Origin of the sequence: Flavobacterium microcysteis (genome assembly GCF_006385255.1) — a bacterium.
In the GTDB taxonomy this organism is placed as follows: domain Bacteria; phylum Bacteroidota; class Bacteroidia; order Flavobacteriales; family Flavobacteriaceae; genus Flavobacterium; species Flavobacterium microcysteis.
The window spans coordinates 15,172-35,850 of record NZ_VFJE01000050.1 but is presented as its reverse complement, the minus strand read 5'-3'; the positions used below and the strand labels follow the sequence as shown (position 1 = coordinate 35,850).

Annotated in this window: 22 protein-coding genes; 12 read left to right on the top strand and 10 right to left on the bottom strand. The window is 36.7% G+C overall.

Going from position 1 to position 20,679, the window contains the following annotated elements:
* Nucleotides 1-282: 282 nt before the first annotated feature.
* Nucleotides 283-1,443 (bottom strand): iron-containing alcohol dehydrogenase, encoded by a 1,161-nt coding sequence (locus tag FJA49_RS02880; protein ID WP_139998666.1) that lies wholly within the window; start codon nucleotides 1,441-1,443, stop codon nucleotides 283-285.
* 142 nt (nucleotides 1,444-1,585) lie between these two features.
* Here FJA49_RS02880 and FJA49_RS02875 point away from each other — a divergent pair, with 142 nt between their 5' ends.
* The 7 genes from FJA49_RS02875 (at nucleotide 1,586) to FJA49_RS02845 (ending at nucleotide 7,005) form a co-directional block, all read left to right on the top strand.
* Nucleotides 1,586-2,278 (top strand): NUDIX hydrolase, encoded by a 693-nt coding sequence (locus FJA49_RS02875; RefSeq protein WP_139998664.1) that lies wholly within the window; start codon nucleotides 1,586-1,588, stop codon nucleotides 2,276-2,278.
* A gap of 73 nt (nucleotides 2,279-2,351) precedes the next feature.
* The gene (gene prs, locus FJA49_RS02870) at nucleotides 2,352-3,182 is read left to right on the top strand and encodes a ribose-phosphate diphosphokinase (RefSeq protein WP_139998662.1); all 831 of its coding nucleotides are present in this window, start codon (nucleotides 2,352-2,354) and stop codon (nucleotides 3,180-3,182) included.
* Complete coding sequence (locus FJA49_RS02865) at nucleotides 3,179-4,000, top strand: TIGR02452 family protein (RefSeq protein WP_139998660.1); 822 nt, start codon at nucleotides 3,179-3,181, stop codon at nucleotides 3,998-4,000. Before prs ends, FJA49_RS02865 begins: the two co-directional genes overlap by 4 nt.
* A 47-nt stretch (nucleotides 4,001-4,047) precedes the next feature.
* Nucleotides 4,048-4,590: an RNA 2'-phosphotransferase gene (locus tag FJA49_RS02860; RefSeq protein WP_139998658.1), complete on the top strand. Its 543-nt coding sequence runs from the start codon at nucleotides 4,048-4,050 to the stop codon at nucleotides 4,588-4,590.
* Nucleotides 4,591-4,593: 3 nt separating this feature from the next.
* Nucleotides 4,594-5,319, top strand: a complete 726-nt coding sequence (locus FJA49_RS02855; protein ID WP_139998656.1) for a metallophosphoesterase family protein — start codon at nucleotides 4,594-4,596, stop codon at nucleotides 5,317-5,319.
* Nucleotides 5,300-5,551: a RyR domain-containing protein gene (locus FJA49_RS02850; RefSeq protein ID WP_139998653.1), complete on the top strand. Its 252-nt coding sequence runs from the start codon at nucleotides 5,300-5,302 to the stop codon at nucleotides 5,549-5,551. Before FJA49_RS02855 ends, FJA49_RS02850 begins: the two co-directional genes overlap by 20 nt.
* A gap of 2 nt (nucleotides 5,552-5,553) precedes the next feature.
* Entirely contained in the window at nucleotides 5,554-7,005 is a 1,452-nt protein-coding gene (locus FJA49_RS02845; RefSeq protein WP_139998651.1) for a nicotinate phosphoribosyltransferase, read from the top strand.
* A 50-nt stretch (nucleotides 7,006-7,055) separates the two neighbouring features.
* Here the strand turns inward: FJA49_RS02845 and FJA49_RS02840 are convergent, their stop codons facing one another.
* The 7 genes from FJA49_RS02840 to FJA49_RS02810 all read right to left on the bottom strand — a co-directional run bounded on the left by FJA49_RS02840 (nucleotide 7,056) and on the right by FJA49_RS02810 (nucleotide 12,154).
* A complete protein-coding gene (locus FJA49_RS02840) occupies nucleotides 7,056-7,835 on the bottom strand; it encodes a type 1 glutamine amidotransferase domain-containing protein (RefSeq protein WP_233590059.1) in 780 nt (259 codons plus the stop codon).
* A gap of 94 nt (nucleotides 7,836-7,929) precedes the next feature.
* On the bottom strand, nucleotides 7,930-8,493 hold the full coding sequence (locus FJA49_RS02835; protein WP_139998649.1) for a Crp/Fnr family transcriptional regulator: 564 nt from the start codon (nucleotides 8,491-8,493) through the stop codon (nucleotides 7,930-7,932).
* 210 nt (nucleotides 8,494-8,703) lie between these two features.
* Entirely contained in the window at nucleotides 8,704-9,285 is a 582-nt protein-coding gene (gene nadD / locus FJA49_RS02830; protein WP_139998647.1) for a nicotinate (nicotinamide) nucleotide adenylyltransferase, read from the bottom strand.
* A 71-nt stretch (nucleotides 9,286-9,356) separates the two neighbouring features.
* Nucleotides 9,357-9,932: a guanylate kinase gene (gene gmk / locus FJA49_RS02825; protein WP_139998645.1), complete on the bottom strand. Its 576-nt coding sequence runs from the start codon at nucleotides 9,930-9,932 to the stop codon at nucleotides 9,357-9,359.
* Nucleotides 9,933-9,952: 20 nt separating this feature from the next.
* Nucleotides 9,953-10,810: a YicC/YloC family endoribonuclease gene (locus FJA49_RS02820; protein WP_139998643.1), complete on the bottom strand. Its 858-nt coding sequence runs from the start codon at nucleotides 10,808-10,810 to the stop codon at nucleotides 9,953-9,955.
* A 92-nt stretch (nucleotides 10,811-10,902) separates the two neighbouring features.
* On the bottom strand, nucleotides 10,903-11,799 hold the full coding sequence (locus tag FJA49_RS02815; protein ID WP_139998641.1) for a DMT family transporter: 897 nt from the start codon (nucleotides 11,797-11,799) through the stop codon (nucleotides 10,903-10,905).
* A gap of 1 nt (nucleotide 11,800) precedes the next feature.
* Nucleotides 11,801-12,154 carry an arsenate reductase family protein gene (locus tag FJA49_RS02810; protein WP_139998639.1) on the bottom strand — a complete coding sequence of 118 codons (354 nt, stop codon included), beginning with the start codon at nucleotides 12,152-12,154 and terminating at the stop codon, nucleotides 11,801-11,803.
* Between the two features lie 84 nt (nucleotides 12,155-12,238).
* Between FJA49_RS02810 and FJA49_RS02805 the strand changes: the two genes are divergently transcribed.
* Together FJA49_RS02805 and FJA49_RS02800 are read left to right on the top strand one after the other, a co-directional pair.
* Entirely contained in the window at nucleotides 12,239-13,012 is a 774-nt protein-coding gene (locus FJA49_RS02805) for a hypothetical protein (RefSeq protein ID WP_139998637.1), read from the top strand.
* Between the two features lie 51 nt (nucleotides 13,013-13,063).
* Entirely contained in the window at nucleotides 13,064-13,519 is a 456-nt protein-coding gene (locus FJA49_RS02800; RefSeq protein ID WP_139998635.1) for a DinB family protein, read from the top strand.
* A 2-nt stretch (nucleotides 13,520-13,521) separates the two neighbouring features.
* Here FJA49_RS02800 and FJA49_RS02795 read toward each other — a convergent pair whose 3' ends face one another.
* The gene (locus FJA49_RS02795) at nucleotides 13,522-14,292 is read right to left on the bottom strand and encodes a DUF3298 and DUF4163 domain-containing protein (protein ID WP_139998633.1); all 771 of its coding nucleotides are present in this window, start codon (nucleotides 14,290-14,292) and stop codon (nucleotides 13,522-13,524) included.
* Between the two features lie 94 nt (nucleotides 14,293-14,386).
* Here FJA49_RS02795 and FJA49_RS02790 point away from each other — a divergent pair, with 94 nt between their 5' ends.
* Nucleotides 14,387-15,532: a cystathionine gamma-synthase gene (locus FJA49_RS02790; protein WP_139998631.1), complete on the top strand. Its 1,146-nt coding sequence runs from the start codon at nucleotides 14,387-14,389 to the stop codon at nucleotides 15,530-15,532.
* A gap of 52 nt (nucleotides 15,533-15,584) precedes the next feature.
* On the opposite strand, the gene FJA49_RS02785 is transcribed toward FJA49_RS02790, so the two are convergent.
* The gene (locus FJA49_RS02785; protein WP_139998630.1) at nucleotides 15,585-16,364 is read right to left on the bottom strand and encodes a THC0290_0291 family protein; all 780 of its coding nucleotides are present in this window, start codon (nucleotides 16,362-16,364) and stop codon (nucleotides 15,585-15,587) included.
* Between the two features lie 264 nt (nucleotides 16,365-16,628).
* Here FJA49_RS02785 and gdhA point away from each other — a divergent pair, with 264 nt between their 5' ends.
* Both gdhA and porZ read left to right on the top strand, forming a co-directional pair.
* Nucleotides 16,629-17,972, top strand: coding sequence for an NADP-specific glutamate dehydrogenase (gene gdhA / locus FJA49_RS02780; RefSeq protein WP_139998628.1), 1,344 nt, complete (start codon nucleotides 16,629-16,631; stop codon nucleotides 17,970-17,972).
* Nucleotides 17,973-18,102: 130 nt separating this feature from the next.
* The gene (gene porZ, locus FJA49_RS02775) at nucleotides 18,103-20,397 is read left to right on the top strand and encodes a type IX secretion system anionic LPS delivery protein PorZ (RefSeq protein WP_139998626.1); all 2,295 of its coding nucleotides are present in this window, start codon (nucleotides 18,103-18,105) and stop codon (nucleotides 20,395-20,397) included.
* Nucleotides 20,398-20,679 lie beyond the last annotated feature (282 nt).

The window sequence follows — 20,679 nt, the reverse complement described above, 5'->3', positions numbered from 1 at the left end:
TGGTAATCGGAAATTAATTTCGACCCTGTCACCTCTTTTTTGTCAGAAACCTACACCATAAAACAAACACGCTTATAATTTTAACTTAAAATTATGATTATCAATACAATGCAATGCCTGTGTTGCCGTTATTGATATTGAGTTGGTTAGATTACAATACACGTTGAATGATAATACGTCCTCGTATTATTAAGTTAGTTAAGATTTGTTTTTGGTGTTTTGAAAAAGGCACTCTTGAAAATTGTTTTCAGGAGTGCCTTTTGACTTTAAAATGAGTTGCTATTAGTAGCTCAGTTCAACAATGTTTTTTACTTTTTCAGGAGTAATATTCTTCTTCTCTCCTAAGCCTTTCCAACCTCTTTCTTCAAATCGCTTGGCTATGAAATCGGCAGTTTTTTCGTAGTCTTGGGTATATTCAGACAGTTTAGTCTGCATTCCCATACGGTGGAAAAATTCGACCGTTTTTTCGATGGCTTCGATAGCCATTTCTTCAACTCCCGCATCGGCAACATTCCAAACCCTTTTGCCATATTGTGCCAGCTTATCTTTTTTGGTTTCAAACATAACACGGTAAAGATTTGGGCCAATAATAGCTAGTGTTCTGGCATGATCGATTTCGAACAAAGCAGTCAGTTCATGGCCAATCATGTGTGTTGCCCAATCCGTAGGAACACCTTTTTGGATTAGTCCGTTCAGTGCCATTGTACAGCTCCACATATAGTTAGAGGCCAACTTATAGTCGGTTGGATTTTCTACTACTTCCGGTCCGATTTCGATTAGGGTTTGCAAAATTCCTTCAGAAATCCTGTCCTGTAACAAAGCATCGTGCGGATAAGTAAGATATTGTTCCAGTACGTGTGTATAGGCATCAATGATACCGTTTTGGATTTGTCTTTTTGGTAACGAAGCGACAACTTCCGGGTCACAGATTGAAAATTTAGGGAATAAGGCCGGACCTCCAAACGAAAGCTTCTCTTGAGTTTCATTAATGGTGATTACAGCTCCTGAATTCATTTCGCTTGCTGTTGCCGGAAGTGTAAGAACGGTCCCAAATGGAACGGTATTTTCAAGAATCCGTATTCCTTTTTGCAGGATATCCATCGGCTTCCCGTCAAATTTTACGGCAGCAGAAATAAACTTTGTTCCGTCAATTACAGATCCTCCACCTACAGCCAATATAAAATCCAGCTGTTTTTCATGGATGATTTCAACGGCTTTCATTAAGGTTTCATAACGAGGATTGGGTTCAATTCCTCCAAATTCGGTGATATCATAGCCATGAAGTGCTTTTCGCACCTGATCATAAACACCATTTTTGAAGATACTACCGCCACCATAAGTAATTAATACTTTGGCCTCTTTTGGGATGAGGTCTGAAATTTTTGCGATTTGTCCTTTGCCAAAAACAAGTTGGGTAGGGTTATATAATTCGAAGTTCAGCATGATTTTAAAATTTTATGTAAAATTACGAATCCGTCAGGCGAAAAGTGGTAAAGGTCTGTTAAGAAAATAACCTGAAAACGATATAAGAATGCTGCTTTATGGCAAACAATTTTTATATTTGTGTAAAAATTACGCATTTATTATGTCGCCAATTCAAAATATACGAGTAGCTGTTGATGCTATTGTTTTTGGTTATCAAAACAATAAGCTATATGTACTTCTGATACAGCAAAAATTTGGTTCAGAAAAAGCCTATTGGGCTTTGCCTGGCGGTTTGGTAAAAGAAGAGGAAACCTTAAAAGAGGCTGTTCAACGGGAATTGCAAGAGGAAACCAATGTGGCGATCAATTATTTTGAACAACTTTATACTTTTGGCGATGACATACATCGGGATTCCAGAAATCGTGTGATTTCTGTAGCCTATTTTGCTTTGGTTGACTCCTCAAAATTTGACATCAAGGCAGATTCAGATGCTGAAAAAGTAAAATGGTTTGAAATAGGAGCCGTTCCCCAACTCGCTTTCGATCATAATTTGATATTGGATAAAGCAGTGGAAAGAGTAAAAGCAAAATTGACCTATCAACCTGTAGGTTTTGATCTGCTTCCTGAAGAATTTATGTTTTCTGAACTTGAAAATTTATACTGCACCATTTTAGAAAAAGAAATCGACAGGAGAAATTTTCGCAAGAAGATTTTAAGCTTCGGGATTATTGAAGAAACCGAGAAGTTCTCACCTGTAAAAAGCGGGCGTCCAGCCAAGCTTTTCAAATTCAACAAGCAGAAATATTACGACCTTGAAAAAGAAGGCTTCCACTTCGAAATAAAATTTGCGTAAAAATTACACTAAATAATTTGACTGTTGTATTTTTTGTCTTATATTTGCGTAATAATTACACAAACTAAAAGACATGATACTCAATTTAGATACCCATTTCAATCCTTTTCCAGGCAAAAGAGAAATACAGTTCCAAAGCTTTACTTTTTCAGGAGGTGAACCTCATATCAAGATCAATCCTGATTTTGATGTTTCCGAAACGGTAACGATTACACATCGAATCAATTCTTTTAATGATTTTGGCTTGTTGCTTTTGGCAATCGATGCATTGAAAAGAATGGAGGTGAAATTAATCAATGTTTTTATTCCTTATTTTCCGGCTGCAAGACAAGATCGTGTGATGATTTCAGGAGAGCCATTGTCTGTAAAGGTCTATGCCGACATTTTGAATAGCCTGAAACTAAATAAAGTTACTGTTTTTGACGCACATTCTGAAGTAACTCCGGCATTACTTGACAACTGCGAAGTGATTTCAAACCATACTTTTATCGCAGAGGTTTTGAAAAAAATAGGTAAGGAAGTAAAATTGATTTCTCCTGATGGTGGTGCTTTAAAAAAGATTTATAAAGTTTCTGAGTATTTAGGAGGCGTTGAGGTAGTGGAATGCAGCAAAAGTCGTGATGTAAAGACCGGAAAATTGTCTGGTTTTAAAGTTTACAATGATGACCTTGAAGGAATAGATTGTTTGATTGTAGATGACATTTGTGATGGAGGCGGCACCTTCGTCGGACTTGCCGAAGAATTAAAAAAGAAAAATGCCGGAAAATTATATTTAGCCGTAAGCCATGGAATTTTCAACAAAGGATTTGATGTTTTTCAAAAAGATTTCGAGAAAATATTTACGACAAATTCTTTTAGGGAATTTGACAATGAGATGGTAGAGGTGGTAAAATTAAAATTATGAACAAAAATTATAGAGTAGAAATAGCAAATAAGACACTGGAAATCATCAAGAATGGTTTTTATGAGGTCAATGGAAAAAAAGTTAATATAGAAAAAGAGCTAAGGAGTTCAATAGAAAATACGGTTACAATAGCACCAGAGGATTGGGAGACTATTTTGAGAATTCCAATCGATAATAAGCACAATACAGAAATCAGCATTAAAAATTGTTCTACGATTGAAGCGATATTTCAAGAAAAAGAAGGCAAAATAGGAGTGTTGAATTTTGCTTCTGCAAAGAATCCAGGCGGTGGATTTTTGGGTGGTGCATCAGCACAGGAAGAAAGTTTGGCGAGGTCATCAAGTCTTTACGAATCGCAGATTAAAGACAAAAAAATGTATGACTTTAATAGAAGCCAATCGTCGTTTTTATATTCAGATTATATGATTTACAGCCCAGATGTTTTGTTCTGGAACGACGATAGTGGAAATTATTTTGGACAACCCTTAGTTGCAGATGTGATTACTTCTCCGGCTCCAAACAAAGGTGCTATGTTACAGCATAACAGAAAAGACGAAATCGAGAATATCGAAAAAGTTTTTAAAAGGAGAATGGATGAAGTGCTGGCAATTGCAGCCAAAAATAAGATTGAAACATTAATCTTAGGTGCTTGGGGTTGTGGTGTTTTTAGAAACGAACCCAAAGAAGTAGCGCAATTATTTAAAGAAATTATCTCAGAAAAATATTCTGGCGCATTTCAGAAAATCGTTTTTGCAGTATATGATACTTCAGAAAAGAAATCGAATTTTAAATTTTTTGAAGATATTTTTAAAGAATAACTGAAGAAAACTACAGCTTATACAAAGATTTATTAGCTTAGAATAGTATGAACGAACAATATAAAAGAAAAATAAGCGCCTTTATGAGTTTGGTACTCAGACACAAACCTCAGGAAATAGGATTGCTGTTGGATGAGAATGGCTGGGCATCAGTTTCAGAATTTTTATCTAAGATGAATGCCAAAGGAGGATTACTAGACTTTGAAAGTCTGGAAGAAATTGTTTTGACAAACGATAAGAAACGTTTTGCCTTTAATGATGACAAAACAAAAATCAGGGCAAGCCAGGGACATTCCGTAGAAATTAATCTGGATCTGAAAGAAATCACACCGCCAGAAAGTCTATATCACGGGACAGTAGAGAAATTCTTGCCCGAAATCAAAAATAAAGGACTTCTGAAAATGAGCCGCCAGCATGTTCATTTGAGTACTGATAAAGAAACCGCAATTAAAGTAGGAAGCAGGAGAGGAAATCCTGTCATTTTAATTGTCAACAGTGCTGAAATGCAGAAAGAGGGTTATAAATTTTACCAATCAGAAAATGGCGTTTGGTTGACAGATAATGTTCCTGCGAAATATATTCAATTTTAATCCATGAGAACTTTAGTTATAGGTGATATCCACGGTGGATTTAAAGCCCTGATTCAGGTTTTAGAACGAGCAAATGTCACGACTGATGACACCCTGATTTTCTTAGGAGATTATGTAGATGGTTGGAGTGAATCGGCTCAGGTTATTGATTATTTGATGGAATTGGATAAAAAACAAAAATGTATTTTTATTAGAGGAAATCATGATTTGTGGTGCGGGAGATGGTTGTTGTTAGGAGCTTCTAATCCTGTGTGGGAAGAAAATGGTGGAAGGGCTACCAAAGAAAGTTATTTGAAAACAGGTTTATTGACTCATCCAGAACACAAATCCTTTTTTGAAAACTTAAAAAATTTCTATATTGACGAAGAGGAAAGACTTTTTATTCATGCCGGATATACCTCAATCCATGGAGTTGAAAAAGAAGAGTATGAGTCCAATTATTATTTTGACAGGACTTTATGGGAAATGGTTTTAGCAATGGATAAAAATATTGACGAAGAGCTGTTTACTTATCCGAAACTATTACGCCATTATCACGAAATCTATATCGGTCATACACCAACAACAAATTTCAATAAGGATATTCCTATGAATGCTATGAATGTCTGGAATATAGATACAGGAGCTGCTTTTAAAGGAAAGCTCTCCGTTTTAGACATAGAATCAAAACTGTTTTGGCAAAGCGACCCACTTGTTGAATTATATCCAAATGAAAAAGGAAGAAATTAAAAATTACATAGAGAATCAGAATGAAATTATCGAATTGGTTTCAGAACAAGTTCATAACCATTGGATGATTTGGGCGAAAGAACTATTGCAATCAGAGCCTAATATCTCAATAGAAAGAAGAACTCGTTGGAAAGATGAATGTTTTATGGATTATAAAGATTTAAGTGAGGAAATGAAAAACCTCGATCGAAAATTTGCAACAGAAATAGTAAAAACAATATTCAAAAAATAAATATGAACCCACTCTTATTAACAGACGGATACAAAGTCGATCACAGAAGACAATACCCAGATGGAACAACACTCGTTTATTCTAACTGGACACCAAGAAAATCAAGAATTGAAAATGTAGAGGAAGTAGTCTTTTTTGGATTGCAGTACTTCATCAAGAAATATATTATTGAAGATTTTGAACGGGTTTTTTTTAAGCAACCAAAAGAGGAGGTCGTGAAAAAATATGCGCGAAGAATCAACAATTATTTAGGCGAAAATCAAGTCGGTACAAAGCATATTGAAGATTTGCATGATTTAGGATACATTCCTATGGTTTTTAAGGCTTTGCCTGAAGGAGCAAGTGTTCCTATTCGTGTTCCTATGTTTACGATGTACAATACGAAACCAGAATTTTTCTGGCTGACTAACTATTTTGAAACCTTGCTTTCTGCCGTAATTTGGCTGCCTTGCAATTCGGCAACCATAGCAAAACAATACCGAAAAGTTTTGGACCGTTTTGCAGAAGAAACTTCTTCTGTGCCGGAATTTGTAAACTGGCAGGCACACGATTTCTCTATGCGGGGAATGGGTGGAGTGGAAGCGGCAGTGACTTCTGCAGCAGGACATTTGCTGAGTTTTACGGGTACTGATACGATTCCGGCAATTGATTTTTTTGAAGAATATTATAATGCAAATTCTGATAATGAACTTATTGGCGGTTCTGTAGCAGCTACTGAACATTCAGTTATGTGTATGGGAACTACTGAAGGCGAGTTTGAAACCTTTGAACGACTGATTACAAAAGTATATCCAAAAGGTATTGTTTCTATTGTTTCTGATACCTGGGATTTATGGAAGGTTTTGACAGACTATTTGCCAAGACTTAAAAATGATATCATTTCCAGAGAAGGAAAAGTAGTAGTTAGACCGGATAGTGGAGATCCGATTCATATTTTATGTGGTAATCCTTATGGAAAAACCGAAGAAGAAAGAAAAGGGGTCATAGAGCTGTTATGGGATGTTTTTGGAGGAACTACTAATGATAAAGGTTATAAAGAACTAGTGTCGCAAATAGGAGCGATTTATGGCGATAGCATCACAGTTGAACGAGCAACAAAAATCTGCGAAAAGCTAAAAGAAAAAGGTTTTGCTTCTACGAATGTGGTTTTGGGAATAGGATCGTTTACGTACCAATACAATACCAGAGATACTTTTGGTTTTGCGATGAAAGCGACTTATGGAGAAGTAAACGGAGAAGGAAGAGCTATTTTTAAAGATCCGATTACAGATGACGGAACAAAAAAATCAGCAAAAGGATTGATGAAAATTGAATTGGAAAACGGAACCTATAAACTCGTAGATCAGGTTTCTTGGGATGAAGAAAGAAAAGGCGAGCTGAAAGAAGTTTTCAGAGATGGAAAACTACTCGTTAATCACTCTCTTGCGGAGATTCGGGAGACGATTAAAAAATAATAATAAAAAAAGCCTAAACGGTAACGTTTAGGCTTTTTTTATTCATGAAATTATTTCCCCAGCGATTTCAGCTCTTTTAAAATGGCTTCTCCAACACCTTTTGCGGATTGCGGATTTTGGCCAGTTATCAGTCTTCCATCAACCGTAACATGAGGCTGCCATAATCCTGATTTTTCAAATTTTGCACCACGCTCAATCAGTTTTGTTTCCAAAGCAAACGGAACCACTTTTTCTAATTTAACTGCGATTTCTTCCTCATTTGTAAAGGCGTTTACTTTTTTACCGTCTACTAAATACTTGCCATTGCTTAATTTAATATTTACTAATCCGGCTGGTCCGTGGCATACGGCTCCAACAACCCCATTGTTTTCATAAATAGCAGTTGCGATTTTAGCAATTTCTGTATTTTCTGCAAAATCCCACATAGCACCATGTCCACCAGCATAGTAAATAGCAACATATTCTTTCGGGTTTACTTGTGACGGTTTCATCGAATTATTGATTTTGCTGTGGTAAACAGTATCATCCCAAAATTGCTTGTTAATAGGGTCGTTCAAGTCAAAACCGTCAACAGGTGGTGTTCCGCCTTTTGGGCTTACGAAATCAATTGTATAGTCATTTTTTAAGGCTTCCCAGGCATGGGTAACTTCTCCCAGATAATAACCGGTTGGTTCGCCTGTGCTTCCTTTTTTGTCATGGCTCGAAACCACAAATAAGATTTTCTTTTCCATCTTTTTTGATTTTTTAGTTTGTGCGTTTGCAAAATCAGGGTTTAAGAAAAGGGCAAAAAATGCAATAGCCATCAAACCCGGAGTGATTATTTTTCTCATAGTAACTTTCTTTAGAATTAAGTTACAAAATTCAGAAGAAATTTAGGGTCTGAAAAGGTAAAAAGTCACCAATTTGAAGTGACAATTGTCACACTTATGAACTAAAACGGCTCAGGGTTTCTCTTGAAACGCCCAGATAGGAAGCAATCAGTTTTTTAGGGACTTTTTGGAATAAGGCAGGATAGAGCTGAAGTAATTTTTCATAACGTTCCTGCGGATTGTTATTCAGCATGGACAAGATTCTCTGCTGTAGGGCGATGTATCCGGAATTGGATTTTCTGCGAAAAAAATGCTCAATCTTATGCATTTCAGAGCAGAGCTTTTCTCGGTTGTATAGAGAAAGACAAAGTACCTCTGTGTCTTCTATACAGTCAATATTTAGGGTAGCTTTTGTCTGATTGAAATAAGCGTTGAAATCACAAATCCACCAGTCTGGAAGTGCAAATTGAAGAATATGTTCTTTTCCGTCCTGGCTAACATGATAAGCTTTTAGGCAACCGTCTAAAACGAAAAAGTCGTTAGGGACATCTTCGCCTTCCTGGATTAAAAATTGGTGTTTTTTGTATTTTTTGGGAGTAAAATGCGACAGTATATAATCGAATTCGCCATCAGTTAGCGGCGTGATTTTCTCGATTTGCTGACGTAATAGTTGACTCATTTTTTTAGCCTTTATAATGGGCGGTTAAAATCTACTTTTTTTGCCACTGATTGAAATGATTTCCACTGATTTTGTCGTGCTGATAAAATCATTTTAATCTCATAATCTGTGGCATAAACTTACTTCTTATTTTTAGCCGTAGATTGGAATGATTCTCGCTGATTTTGCTACTGATAAAATTATTTTAATCTCATAATCTGTGGCTGAAATCTACTTTTTGTAAAATAAATTATGATCGATATAATCCCATACCTTTTCAGGAAGCATAGGTCTTGCATTTTTTCCATTTTTGATACTTTCCCGAATTTTAGTCGAAGAAATTTCGACTACTGGAGCGTCAATGACATGGATTTTTGGATGCCCTGTAAATTCCTGACTGATAATCTCATCAGAAATTCTCGGATAAACATAAATATCATGATTTTGGAGGATAACATCATAGTTTTTCCACTTATGGAAAGAGTTGAGGTTGTCTTCGCCCATAATTAAAGAAAATTCATATTGGAGAAACTTTTCCTGAAGATAGGCTAACGTATTTACCGTATAATTTGGCTGTGGCAGCTTAAATTCAATATCGGAAGGTTTTAACTTTGGATAGTCTTCCGTTGCCAGAAAAACCATCTGAAGCCTATGATGGTCTTCCAGCAAAGTACTTTTTTTCTTGAGAGGATTATGTGGCGTCACAACCATCCATACCTGATCTAGATCTGAAAATTCAGCCATGTGGTTGGCAATAATCATATGACCTACATGGATTGGGTTAAACGTTCCGAAGTATAATCCTATTTTCATTTGTTAAGGCTCTAAGCGACTAAGGTTCTGAGTTGCTAAGGTCCTTAGAACCTTAATGCCTCAGCACCTCATTAAATCATTTTCAAATAATCGTAAACCAACTTATAAGCGTCATTTTTCGCTATTTCAAGGTCGTAATTTTTTAGGATTACGTCAAATTCTTCGGCTTTGGCAATTTCTTTCTCGGCTTTAGCAATACGCATTTGTATCTTTTCGTCGGTTTCAGTCTGACGAAAACGAAGTCTTCTTTCCAATTCTTCTACAGATGGAGGACTCACAAATACTGCTAAGGTCTGTTTTGGGTATTGCTTTTTTATATTCAGGCCACCGATTACGTCAATGTCAAATATGACATGCTTTCCGTCTGCCCAGATTCGTTCCAGTTCGCTTTTTAGGGTGCCATAATAATTGTCTTTGTAAACTTCTTCGTATTCGACAAAAGCATTTTCCTGTATTTTTTTTTGGAATTCTTCTGCAGATAGAAAATAATAATCCCTGCCGTTGATTTCTTCTCCTCTTTTTTCACGCGAAGTTGCCGAAATAGAAAAATCCAGGTGCAGTTCTTTTTGAGCTAAAAGGTATCGTACTATCGTAGTCTTTCCAGAGCCAGAAGGAGCCGAAAATACTATTAATTTGCCATTATTCATTGTTGCGTTGTTGTTTGTTTTTACAAAACGTTCAAAACTTGTTCTTTGATTTTTTCCAGTTCGTCTTTCATCTGGACGACAAGCTTCTGCATTTGTGCATGGTTGGATTTGGAACCCATTGTATTGATTTCTCTACCAATTTCCTGAGTAATAAAGCCTAATTTTCTACCATTGGCTTCGTTTCCTGCCAATGTTTCCATGAAATAATTCAAGTGGTTTTCCAAACGTACTTTTTCCTCTGTAATATCGTATTTTTCAAGATAGAAAATAAGTTCCTGCTCAAAGCGATTTTCGTCAACATTGACATTCAGTTCTTCGATAGCAGTTTTTAGGCGGTTTTTTACCGTTTCAATCCTTTCGCCATCTAAAGCTACAGTCTCTTTCATTAACGCAAGAATGTTGCCAATTCTGATAAGGAATTCTTTTTCAAGCGCAATACCTTCTGAAGTTCTGAATTCCTGAATGTTTTTCAATCCTTGGTCAATAACACCTTGTATGATTTTCCATTCATTTTCGTCTAATTCCTCACGTTCGGTTTTTAGCGCATCCGGCATTCTGACAGCCATTTTGAGTAGTTCCGTATCATCACCATCAACAACTTGTCTCAGCTGATTGATATAGGCTTTTACGATAGGCACATTGATCTTGGACGAAGTTTCTTCGCCGGTGATTTCTATAAATAAAGAAAAGTCTACTTTTCCTCTTTCTAATTTCTGAGCAATCTGATTTCGGAGCGTCAATTCCATTTCGCGATAAACATAAGGCGTTCTCACATTCAAATCCAAACTTTTGCTGTTTAAGGATTTGATTTCAACGGTAATTTTTTTGTTAGGCAATTGCAAAGTTGCTTTGCCGAAACCAGTCATTGATTGTATCATATTCCAATTTAAGTAGCTACAAATGTAATAAAAAGTATTGAGTCCGTTTTCAGACGCTTGAAATTAGATTCTTATCCAATTAAGGATTTGAATCAGTTTGTTAGTATGTTTTTTTTCTTTTGCGTTACAAGATAGATTCCCAGAAAAATCATTCCGGCAGAAATTATCTTAATCAAACTCAGTTGGTCTTTTCCTAAACCAATAGCGAACAGTGTTGCGAAAAACGGCTGCAAATAGATAAAAACAGCCACAATCGTAGGCTTGAGTTCTTTCATTGACAAAAGATTCAGCAGATAGGTCAGGAATGTAGATATTACAACAACAAAAAGGATTTTAGCATATACAGGTGTTGGAATAACGGCCCATTCTATTTCTTGAACCTGTTTCCATCCAAAAGGCAGTACCATAATAAATCCGAAAAGGTAAATCCATTTGACGAATGAAAAAGCACTGTATTTTTCCATTAGTTTTTTGACGATAATCAGGTAAAAACCATAAGAAACAGCATTGACAAAAACCAAAAAGTTGCCCCACATGGCATTGGAAGCATTGCCTACGCTTTTTCCGTATAAAATCAACAGTAAAGTTCCTGCCAATCCCAATAGAATCCCGAAAGCTTTCCATTTCAGAATTTTTTCCTTCATGATTATGGCGGAAAGAAGCAGTACAATCATAGGTGTCGTAACCATAATTACCGAAGCCATAATTGGCGAAGTAAGACTTAATCCTTCGAAAAAAGTAAGCATGTTAAAAGCCACCCCAAAAAAAGCTGAAGCAATGATTCTTGGGAAATCATTTAAGGCAATTTTTTCTGTTTTTAAGAAAAGTGCGACAAGCCAAAACAGCAATGTTGAACCGCCAACCCGCAAGACGATAAATCCGAAAGGCTTGACAAACTCCGGCATTACATCTTTGGCAATCGTAAAGGTCACGCCATAAATAATCGAAACCATCAGGGCGCCTAATAAGGCCCAATTTCGGGTAGACATCTTACGAAAGCACTTTGGTCACTTCAAGGATATTCTTCTGGCTATTGCCGATATAGATTTTTCCATCAATGATAAAAACCGGACGGCTCAAAAAAGTATAATGTTCCAGAAGGTATTTTTTAAAATCAGCTTCCTGCAGATTTTTGTTTTTCAAATCCAGTGATTTGTAAAGCTGTGCCTTTTTGCTGAATAGTGCCTCATAGCTTCCAGACAGCTTGTACATTTCTTCTAATTCTGCTTCAGTAATAGGATTTTGGCGGATATCATGAAATTCCAGCCTGTCCGTATTAGGAAGCGACTTTATGATTTTTCGGCAGGTATCGCAAGAGCTTAAGTAATATATTTTATTGTTCATTGGAGTGAAATTTAATAGTACAAAGAAAAATCATTTAAAGTTTAAAAGCTGTATTTTTATCAAAATTATCGGCAAATTATAAATATGAAATCTAAGATTATCGGCGGACTCCTTCTTGGAGGAATTATGGCAATTTTATTTGGTTGCGCTAAAAAAGAAACTATTGACTTGAAATTAAAACTTGAGGTTGGACAAGTAGATAGAGTATATGTAGCTACGGTAATAAAAGGGAGTCTTGTAAACAGTCAGAGTATTATAGAGATGAGGTTCACAACAGAAGCTGTAAAACCTGACAGGAATGTGATTGGTGTAAAAGTTGCCAGGCTGAGTATGACTTCAGGGGCTTTTGGAGAAAATGGGAGTTATGATTCTAATAAGGATATTAACGAAATGACGGATGAAGAAAAAAACATGCATCAAGAACTTCAACAGATATTGAATCAGTCCTTTCAGGTTTCCGTAAATAATAAAGGAAAAGTAATAGAATCTTTCAGAAACAAAAACGGAGAGAGACGCAGACCTACGGATCAGATTATTAATATTTCTAATATCTATATTCCTTTTCCGGAAGAACCGGTTGGGATGGGTTCTGAATGGGAAGCAGAACGGGAAGAACCGTTGGCAAAAATTAAAACTACCTCTACTTATAAAATAACAGAGATTAATGACAAAGAGATTATTGTTTCTATAACTTCAAGGCTTAAAAATGAAAAAGGCTATTTCGATAATGTAGCGACAGGGCAGTATGTTTTGGATAGAAAAACATGTAAGATGATTTCAGGTGATCTTTCACTGGATGTGAAAGACAATGGAGAGAAAGGGAAAGTGTTTTTCAAAATCCGCTCAATACCAGATTAAGAAAAAAACAGCGGTCTCATTTCAAAAACAACTTTTTAATTAATAAATACCATGCACGAAGCATTCAATATCACTCTGCAGAACAGAAAAGTTTTAGAAAACTATCTGCAAAATTATTCTTTAGAACAACTAAACAAAGTTCCTGAAGGTTTTAATAATAATTTGATCTGGAACATTGGTCATATTATTGTCGTACAGCAATTGTTGGTTTATAAATTGTCCGGACTTTCTACAATGATTTCTGACGAAATGATTTCGAAATACCAAAAAGGAACCAAGCCGGAAGCTGATGTGACGCAAGAAGAAGTCGATGAGATAAAGCGACTACTTTATGTAACTGTCGAGCAAACCCAAGCTGATTTTGACAACCAGATTTTTAAAACCTATCACGAATTCACAAATAATTTAGGATTTACAATCCGAAGTGCAGAAGGCGCAATTGCCTATAATTATTATCATGAAGCCATGCATTTGGGAATGATGATGAGCATTCGCAAATTTGTGTAGCCTTATTTGATAAGAAGATAATTTTTTAGCTGGTCGTAAGGCAACAATAGTTCTTTAGGGCCGTCAGCATAAGAAGCAATTTCGTAGGTGTTATAATATAACAGCAGTCCTTTTGGTGTGAAGAAAATACTTTGCGGAAGGTCAAAGACTTCATTTTCAAACATCAGTCCTGTTGCATTTATGGCACCTGCGGGAATCTTATATTTTGCTCGGAATTCCTTTTCGGCAAAAGCCTTAAAGTCGGCTTCATCTTTCAGGAAATCTTTTCGGGTCAATTCTTTTCCTGTTTCAGGATTAAAAAGCAACGAACGGTTTCCATCATAACCATGGGCACCGCCTGTGTAGGTGTAATGATGCAATTTGATATTTAAGACTTTGTCTGAAGTGTAATCTACTTTGGCATCTATTTTTGCTTCCCAACCTAAAGTTTCATCAGGAAATTCTTTTTTCAACTCCTCATACGAATTGATAAAGGAAGCCATGATTTCTTCATAGTTTTTTCCGTTGTATGGCTTCTCACCAAAATAGACAATACCACGAACCGTATTGAAGATTTTCTTATTGATGCTGTCTGCTACTACCGGAACAGCAGAAGCTTCCGGAACCGTTATCTTTACTTCGGCACAAAGATCGCCCTTGCAAGGCAGTGTTGTCTTCTTTTCAAAAGTTTTGGATTGGAAATCAACTGTTTTCAATTCAGATCCTTCTTTTTTGTCTTTCTGACAGCTTGCAAAAACAAGCGGTATTGCGATAAATAATAAGAGACGTTTCATGACTGCAGTGTTAATTATTTATAAATATAGCGTTTTTAGAATAAAATTAAAAGGTAAATTTGTCCAAAATATTGATACTTAAATAATCATTTATATGAAATTTAACACTAAAGTGATCCATGGCGGACAGCATCACGATCCTAGTACAGGAGCCGTAATGCCGCCAGTTTACCAGACTTCTACCTTTGTACAGTCAAGCCCAGGACAGCCTATTGGAGATTATGAATACAGCAGAGCAGCCAACCCAACTCGTACGGCCTTAGAAAATGCTTTGGCAAGTATTGAAAACGGAGTAAAAGGTCTTGCTTTTTCTTCAGGATTAGCAGCAACAGATTGCGTTTTGAGATCTTTCCAGGCAGGAGATGAGGTTATTGCCATGGACGATTTATATGGTGGAACTTACAGAATGTTTACGAGAATTTATAAAAATTCTGGCATCAAGTTTCATTTTGTTGATATGAATGATTTGGAGAAATTCAAATCGCTAATCAACGAAAATACAAAACTGGTATGGGTAGAAACACCAACCAATCCTTTGATGAAATTAGCAGATATTGAAGCTATTGCCAAAATAACAAAAGAACACAAGCTGCTTTTTGCTGTCGATAATACTTTTGCTACTCCATACTTACAAAAGCCATTGGATTTAGGAGCAGATATCGTTATGCATTCGGCAACAAAATATCTTGGTGGGCACTCTGATGTTATTGCAGGTGCTTTGGTTGTGAAAGATGAGGCTTTGGCAGAACAGTTGCATTTCCAACAATTTGCTACTGGTGCTACATTGGGTCCCCAGGATTCATTTTTAGTATTGAGAGGAATCAAGACTTTGCATTTAAGAGTTCAGAGACATTGCGAGAATGGAGCAAAGGTTACGGAGTTTTTGAGCAACCATCCAAAAATAAAAACTGTTTTTTATCCGGGATTGGAATCGCATCCGTTCCACGAAATTGCTAAAAAACAAATGAAGAACGGTTTTGGAGGTATGGTTTCTTTTACTTTTGAATCAGGAAAAAAAGAAGATGCTGTTCGTTTCTTGGAAAAACTACAAGTATTTACTTTGGCTGAATCTTTAGGAGGAGTGGAATCATTGGCAAACCACCCAGCTCTGATGACACACGCTTCTATTCCGGAAGATAAAAGAAAAGAAATAGGAATTACAGATGACCTGGTTCGTTTAAGTGTAGGTATCGAAGATATCGATGACTTGATTGAAGACCTAAAACAGGCATTGCAATAAAAAGAAAAGTCCCGATGAAAATCGGGACTTTTTTATTTTGGGATATTTTATTTTAATTCAAATAGTAGATATAACCTACGTTAAACCAAACCAACCAGTCATTGGCTTTGTTTTCTGAATAACGAGCTGGATCTGGTCGTAATCCGTCAACCCAGTCAGAGAAATAATACTGGAATCTCAAGTCTACCATCAAATCTGATAATTCATTCAGTTTGTATCGGGTTCCTACACTTGAAACGACAGACCATACAGTTCCTGATTCGTTTTTAAAAGCATCACGGTATTTTACAGGTGTATTGATAATTGTTAACGGGCCAGTTGTAGACTTCGCTTCCGGATTGTAATGGCTGAATTGAGCCCCTAAGCTCACAAAAGGCGCCCAGCTTCCATTAGAAGCCGTAAAGTCACGGATACTTAGCGGATAATATTCAAGCTGCATTCCGATATTCGTAATAGCAGTGCTTCCTCTCATGTTTCTTAGCTGTTGAGCTGTAACACTAGTTTTGCTGTCATCTACCCATTTTCCGAAGTGCTGCAAATTAGTCTTGCTGTAAGACAATTCTGTTCTCACTTTAAAGTGGTCGTTGAAAAATGTCTCACGTGCATAACAGTTACATTCTGCTTTATAAGAAAAGTTAAGGTAGTGAATAATTCCAACCCCAATTCCTGTGTTTCCAGCGTTTGTGCTTAAGTCATGGCGCTCTCCATAGTCTGATTGCAGTGCTACAGGACCCACGATTACACCAATCTCATGCGAAAAGCCAAATTGGGCAAAAGCCGTATTCAGCCCTCCAAAAGCTAATGCTAGAATTAAAAAATAGATTCTGGGCATCTAATCAAATTTAAAGAATTCGAGACAAATATATAAAAACATCAGGCACTTATAAAAAAAAAAGAAAAATAGTTTTTTGCCTCGAAAAATATCATAAAAACTCTAAAATCACCCCGCTAAAAATGGATTTGTTTAAGATTTTCTCATAAAAAAATAAATCTATTGATAATCAAAAAAAAAACTTCACGTATTTGGAGAAGATGTATCTTTGTGCTATCAAACGAAAACGTTTTCATTGAAAACGTTAATAACTACTTAATAATCATGTCAGAAAGTATTAACTCTTTTGTTGAAGCAGTTGCTACAAGAAATCCTAATGAGCCTGAATTTCTACAGGCTGTAAAAGAAGTTGCAGAGACTGTAATTCCTTTTATCGAAGAAAATAAAAAATACCAAAACAAGATGCTTTTGGAAAGAATGGTCGAAGCTGAACGTGTTGTCATGTTCAGAGTAAGCTGGATGGATGATGCCGGAAATACTAAGGTAAACCGTGGCTACAGAATCCAGATGAATTCGGCAATCGGACCTTACAAAGGAGGTATCCGTTTCCATCCTTCCGTAAACTTAAGTATCTTAAAATTCCTTGCTTTTGAGCAGACATTTAAAAACAGCTTGACCACATTGCCAATGGGCGGTGGAAAAGGTGGTGCTGATTTTGATCCGAAAGGAAAATCAGATAACGAAATCATGAAATTCTGCCAGGCATTTATGACGGAATTGTCAAAGCATATTGGTGACAACACTGACGTTCCTGCTGGAGATATTGGTGTTGGAGGAAGAGAAGTAGGCTATATGTTTGGCCAGTACAAAAGACTTAGAAATGAATTTACAGGTGTTTTGACTGGTAAAGGAATTTCTTTTGGAGGTTCTCTTATTCGTCCTGAAGCTACAGGTTATGGCGATGTGTATTTTGCACAAAGTATGCTTCAGACTAAAGGACAAAGTTTTGAAGGCAAAACGGTTGTGGTTTCCGGTTCTGGAAACGTAGCCCAATACGCAGCAGAAAAAGCAACTCAATTAGGTGGTAAAGTAGTTACATTGTCAGATTCGGCTGGATACATTTATGATGCAGACGGAATTGATGCTGAAAAACTAGCGTATGTTATGCAACTTAAAAATGTAGACTATGCGAGAATCAGCGAGTACACTAAAAAATATCCAAGCGCAAAATATGTGGCTGGAAAACGTCCTTGGGAAGTAAAATGTGATATCGCTTTGCCATGTGCAACCCAAAATGAATTAGACGGAGAAGAAGCAAAATTATTAGTAGCAAACGGATGTATCTGCGTAGCCGAAGGAGCTAACATGCCTTCAACGCCTGAAGCAGTTGAGGTTTTCCAAAAAGCTAAAATTCTTTTTGCTCCGGGTAAAGCATCAAATGCTGGTGGAGTAGCAACTTCTGGTCTTGAAATGTCTCAGAACTCATTGCGTTTGAGCTGGACTTCTGAAGAAGTTGACGAAAGATTGAAAAGAATTATGCTTGATATCCACACATCATGTGTAAAATATGGTTCTGACGGAACAGGATATGTTGATTACGTAAAAGGAGCAAACATTGCAGGCTTTGTAAAAGTAGCCGATGCGATGTTGGCACAAGGAGTTGTATAATCGGAAATCCTTACTATACTATAAATGCCCTCAGTTAGAGGGCATTTTTTTTGCCTGTTTCAGACATAAAATATATGAAAAGGGAAATATATCCGTTTGTATTATATTTGTATGCAATTCCTAATCGATAATGAAAAAGCAATTCCTAATTTTTCTTTTTTCTTTTTTTATACAAATCGCTTTTGCCCAGAACAATCAGTTATGGAAGGGCTATTTCTCCTATAATGAAGTAAACGATCTTACAGAATCACCTACAAGAATAACGGGTGCTACACAAAAAAGCTTGTTTTCCAAAAATTTGGCTACCAATGAGCTAAAGACTGTAACCACAATTAACGGACTTTCTGGTCAGGATATTACAGCCGTTTATTACAGCCCGACTTTTAATAAAACAATTATAGGCCATGCTAACGGATTGATACTTATCCTTACGGAAAGCACCGGAAATATTTTGATTGTTCCAGGAATCCGTGATCAGGCAGGGCTTACGCCAAACCGAAAACGAATCAACCATTTTTTTGAACATGATGGAAAGATTTACATTTCCTGTGATTTTGGGGTAGTACAATATAATCTGGCAACGCTTGGATTTGGCGATACCTATTTGCTGGGAACTGCCGGACAAGAGGTCAAAGCCTACCAGTCTACAGTTTTAAATAACTTTATTTATGTGGCCACCGCAGAAAACGGTATTAGAAGAGCCGACCTATCCAATCCAAATCTTAATGATTTCAACCAATGGCAGACTTTTGACAACGGTGTTTGGACAGGAATCGTAACGCATAATAACCAAATTGTAGGGATAAGTGCTAATAGAGTTGCCAGGCATACGGGAGCGGCATTTGCTACCATAACAAGCCTGATGCAGCCTGGGGTAGATATTAGATCGTATCAAAATAATCTGATTGTGACCACTGAGAATCACGTTTACACCTATAATGAAAACCTTTCACAAACAGCCCATATAGTTAGTACCAGTATTCCGGAAATGACAGCTGCTTTCAATTGTGCAACCGTTATTGATGGCACAATTTATATTGGTACGAAAGAAAACGGGATAGTCTCGACAGAGGTGCTAAATACGGCTACATTTAGGGTAATCAAGCCTGACGGACCGTCAAAGAATAATATTTTTGCCATACAAACAACACCAACAGGTAAGCTTTGGGCAGTGTATGGAGGTTATAATGTGTTTTATGTTCCGGATGTGAGCTCAAACGGAATCAGCAAATTTTCTGAAAATGGTTGGCTTAATATTCCCTATAGTGATGTTTTACAAGCCCATTCGCTTTCAAGAATTACCATAAATCCATCTAATGAAAACCAGGTGTATGTAAGTTCTTTTCATTCTGGATTATTGAAAATAGAAAATGATGTGGTGGTGACAAAATATGACCATACTACACAAAACGGCCCGGAATCACTTTTATATACTCCGGATCCAAATTATAAATCAGTTCGTATTAATGGTGCCGGATTTGACAGATCGGGGAATTTGTGGTTTAATAATTCAAGGGTTAAGAATGCGATAAAAGTTTTGAATGCTAGCGGTTCCTGGCAGTCCTATTCTATTGATGGTTTTGCCACCGGTTATTTAGAACAGGATTACGGGCGTATGGCAATCGATAAAAACGGAACAAAATGGTTTGTGTCTTCTCTAAACGGAGTTATTGGTTTTAATGAAAATGCCACCGCCAAATTCAGATTGGCAGCCTCACAAGAAGATGCCGGAAATCCGCTTATAAAAAATGCTATAGCTGTAGCAGTTGATAACAGAAATCAGCTTTGGATAGGTACCATGCAAGGATTAAGAGTCTTGCCAAGCGTTGACCGTTTTATGGGAGAAGGTGATTTGGAAACCAATCCGATTATCATCATTGAAGATGGACTTCCCCAAGAATTGCTTTATGAGCAGTTTATTACAGATATAGTAGTTGATGGAGCTAATAACAAATGGATAGGGACGGCCGATTCAGGTGTTTTCTTAGTGTCTTCGAACGGGCAAGAGACAATTCACAGGTTTACGAGAGACAATTCACCGTTGCCAAGCAATTCGATTAACGATATTGATGTTAATGCAGTGACAGGCGAAGTGTTTTTTGCAACTACAGCAGGTCTTGTTTCTTTCCAAGGTACTTCAACTAAAGGCAATGATGACCTTTCTCAGGTGTATATTTATCCGAATCCTGTACGCCCGGAATTTCTAGGGACAGTTAAGATAAGCGGCCTGATTAACGATGCCAATATTAAAATCACTGATATTGAAGGCAATCTTGTTTATGAAACCACTTCCGAAGGAGGAACTATTGAATGGGACACTAAAGCTTTTGGAAAATACAGGGTAGCTTCTGGAGTCTATATGGTATTCATTTCTTCTAAAGACGGTTCTGAAACCAAGGTCAAAAAAGTCATGATAATTAGATAAATTACGAATTACAAATTAGGAATTAGAAATTCCATAGACTATCGTAATTCATAATTTCAAATTCGTAATTCCAAAAATGTTAGTCAAGACAAAAGCCATAGTTATCAGTTCACTCAAATATCAGGAGAAAAGTCTAAGGCTTTCGGAAAATACAGAGTAGCTTCCGGAGTGTATATGGTATTCATGTCTTCTAAAGATGGTTCTGAAACCAAGGTCAAAAAAGTCATGATAATAAGATAAATTACGAATTACAAATCAGGAATTCCATAAGACTATCGTAAT

Coding starts and splice junctions, on each gene's coding strand:
- gdhA (WP_139998628.1), top strand. CDS start 16,629: ATGTCAGAAAGTATTAACTCTTTTGTTGAAGCAGTTGCTACAAGAAAT.
- FJA49_RS02845 (WP_139998651.1), top strand. CDS start 5,554: ATGAACCCACTCTTATTAACAGACGGATACAAAGTCGATCACAGAAGA.
- FJA49_RS02860 (WP_139998658.1), top strand. CDS start 4,048: ATGAACGAACAATATAAAAGAAAAATAAGCGCCTTTATGAGTTTGGTA.
- FJA49_RS02880 (WP_139998666.1), bottom strand. CDS start 1,443: ATGCTGAACTTCGAATTATATAACCCTACCCAACTTGTTTTTGGCAAA.
- FJA49_RS02850 (WP_139998653.1), top strand. CDS start 5,300: ATGAAAAAGGAAGAAATTAAAAATTACATAGAGAATCAGAATGAAATT.
- FJA49_RS02795 (WP_139998633.1), bottom strand. CDS start 14,292: ATGAAACGTCTCTTATTATTTATCGCAATACCGCTTGTTTTTGCAAGC.
- FJA49_RS02810 (WP_139998639.1), bottom strand. CDS start 12,154: ATGAACAATAAAATATATTACTTAAGCTCTTGCGATACCTGCCGAAAA.
- FJA49_RS02865 (WP_139998660.1), top strand. CDS start 3,179: ATGAACAAAAATTATAGAGTAGAAATAGCAAATAAGACACTGGAAATC.
- gmk (WP_139998645.1), bottom strand. CDS start 9,932: ATGAATAATGGCAAATTAATAGTATTTTCGGCTCCTTCTGGCTCTGGA.
- nadD (WP_139998647.1), bottom strand. CDS start 9,285: ATGAAAATAGGATTATACTTCGGAACGTTTAACCCAATCCATGTAGGT.
- FJA49_RS02835 (WP_139998649.1), bottom strand. CDS start 8,493: ATGAGTCAACTATTACGTCAGCAAATCGAGAAAATCACGCCGCTAACT.
- FJA49_RS02785 (WP_139998630.1), bottom strand. CDS start 16,364: ATGCCCAGAATCTATTTTTTAATTCTAGCATTAGCTTTTGGAGGGCTG.
- FJA49_RS02805 (WP_139998637.1), top strand. CDS start 12,239: ATGAAATCTAAGATTATCGGCGGACTCCTTCTTGGAGGAATTATGGCA.
- FJA49_RS02815 (WP_139998641.1), bottom strand. CDS start 11,799: ATGTCTACCCGAAATTGGGCCTTATTAGGCGCCCTGATGGTTTCGATT.
- FJA49_RS02840 (WP_233590059.1), bottom strand. CDS start 7,835: ATGAGAAAAATAATCACTCCGGGTTTGATGGCTATTGCATTTTTTGCC.
- prs (WP_139998662.1), top strand. CDS start 2,352: ATGATACTCAATTTAGATACCCATTTCAATCCTTTTCCAGGCAAAAGA.
- porZ (WP_139998626.1), top strand. CDS start 18,103: ATGAAAAAGCAATTCCTAATTTTTCTTTTTTCTTTTTTTATACAAATC.
- FJA49_RS02875 (WP_139998664.1), top strand. CDS start 1,586: ATGTCGCCAATTCAAAATATACGAGTAGCTGTTGATGCTATTGTTTTT.
- FJA49_RS02855 (WP_139998656.1), top strand. CDS start 4,594: ATGAGAACTTTAGTTATAGGTGATATCCACGGTGGATTTAAAGCCCTG.
- FJA49_RS02820 (WP_139998643.1), bottom strand. CDS start 10,810: ATGATACAATCAATGACTGGTTTCGGCAAAGCAACTTTGCAATTGCCT.
- FJA49_RS02800 (WP_139998635.1), top strand. CDS start 13,064: ATGCACGAAGCATTCAATATCACTCTGCAGAACAGAAAAGTTTTAGAA.
- FJA49_RS02790 (WP_139998631.1), top strand. CDS start 14,387: ATGAAATTTAACACTAAAGTGATCCATGGCGGACAGCATCACGATCCT.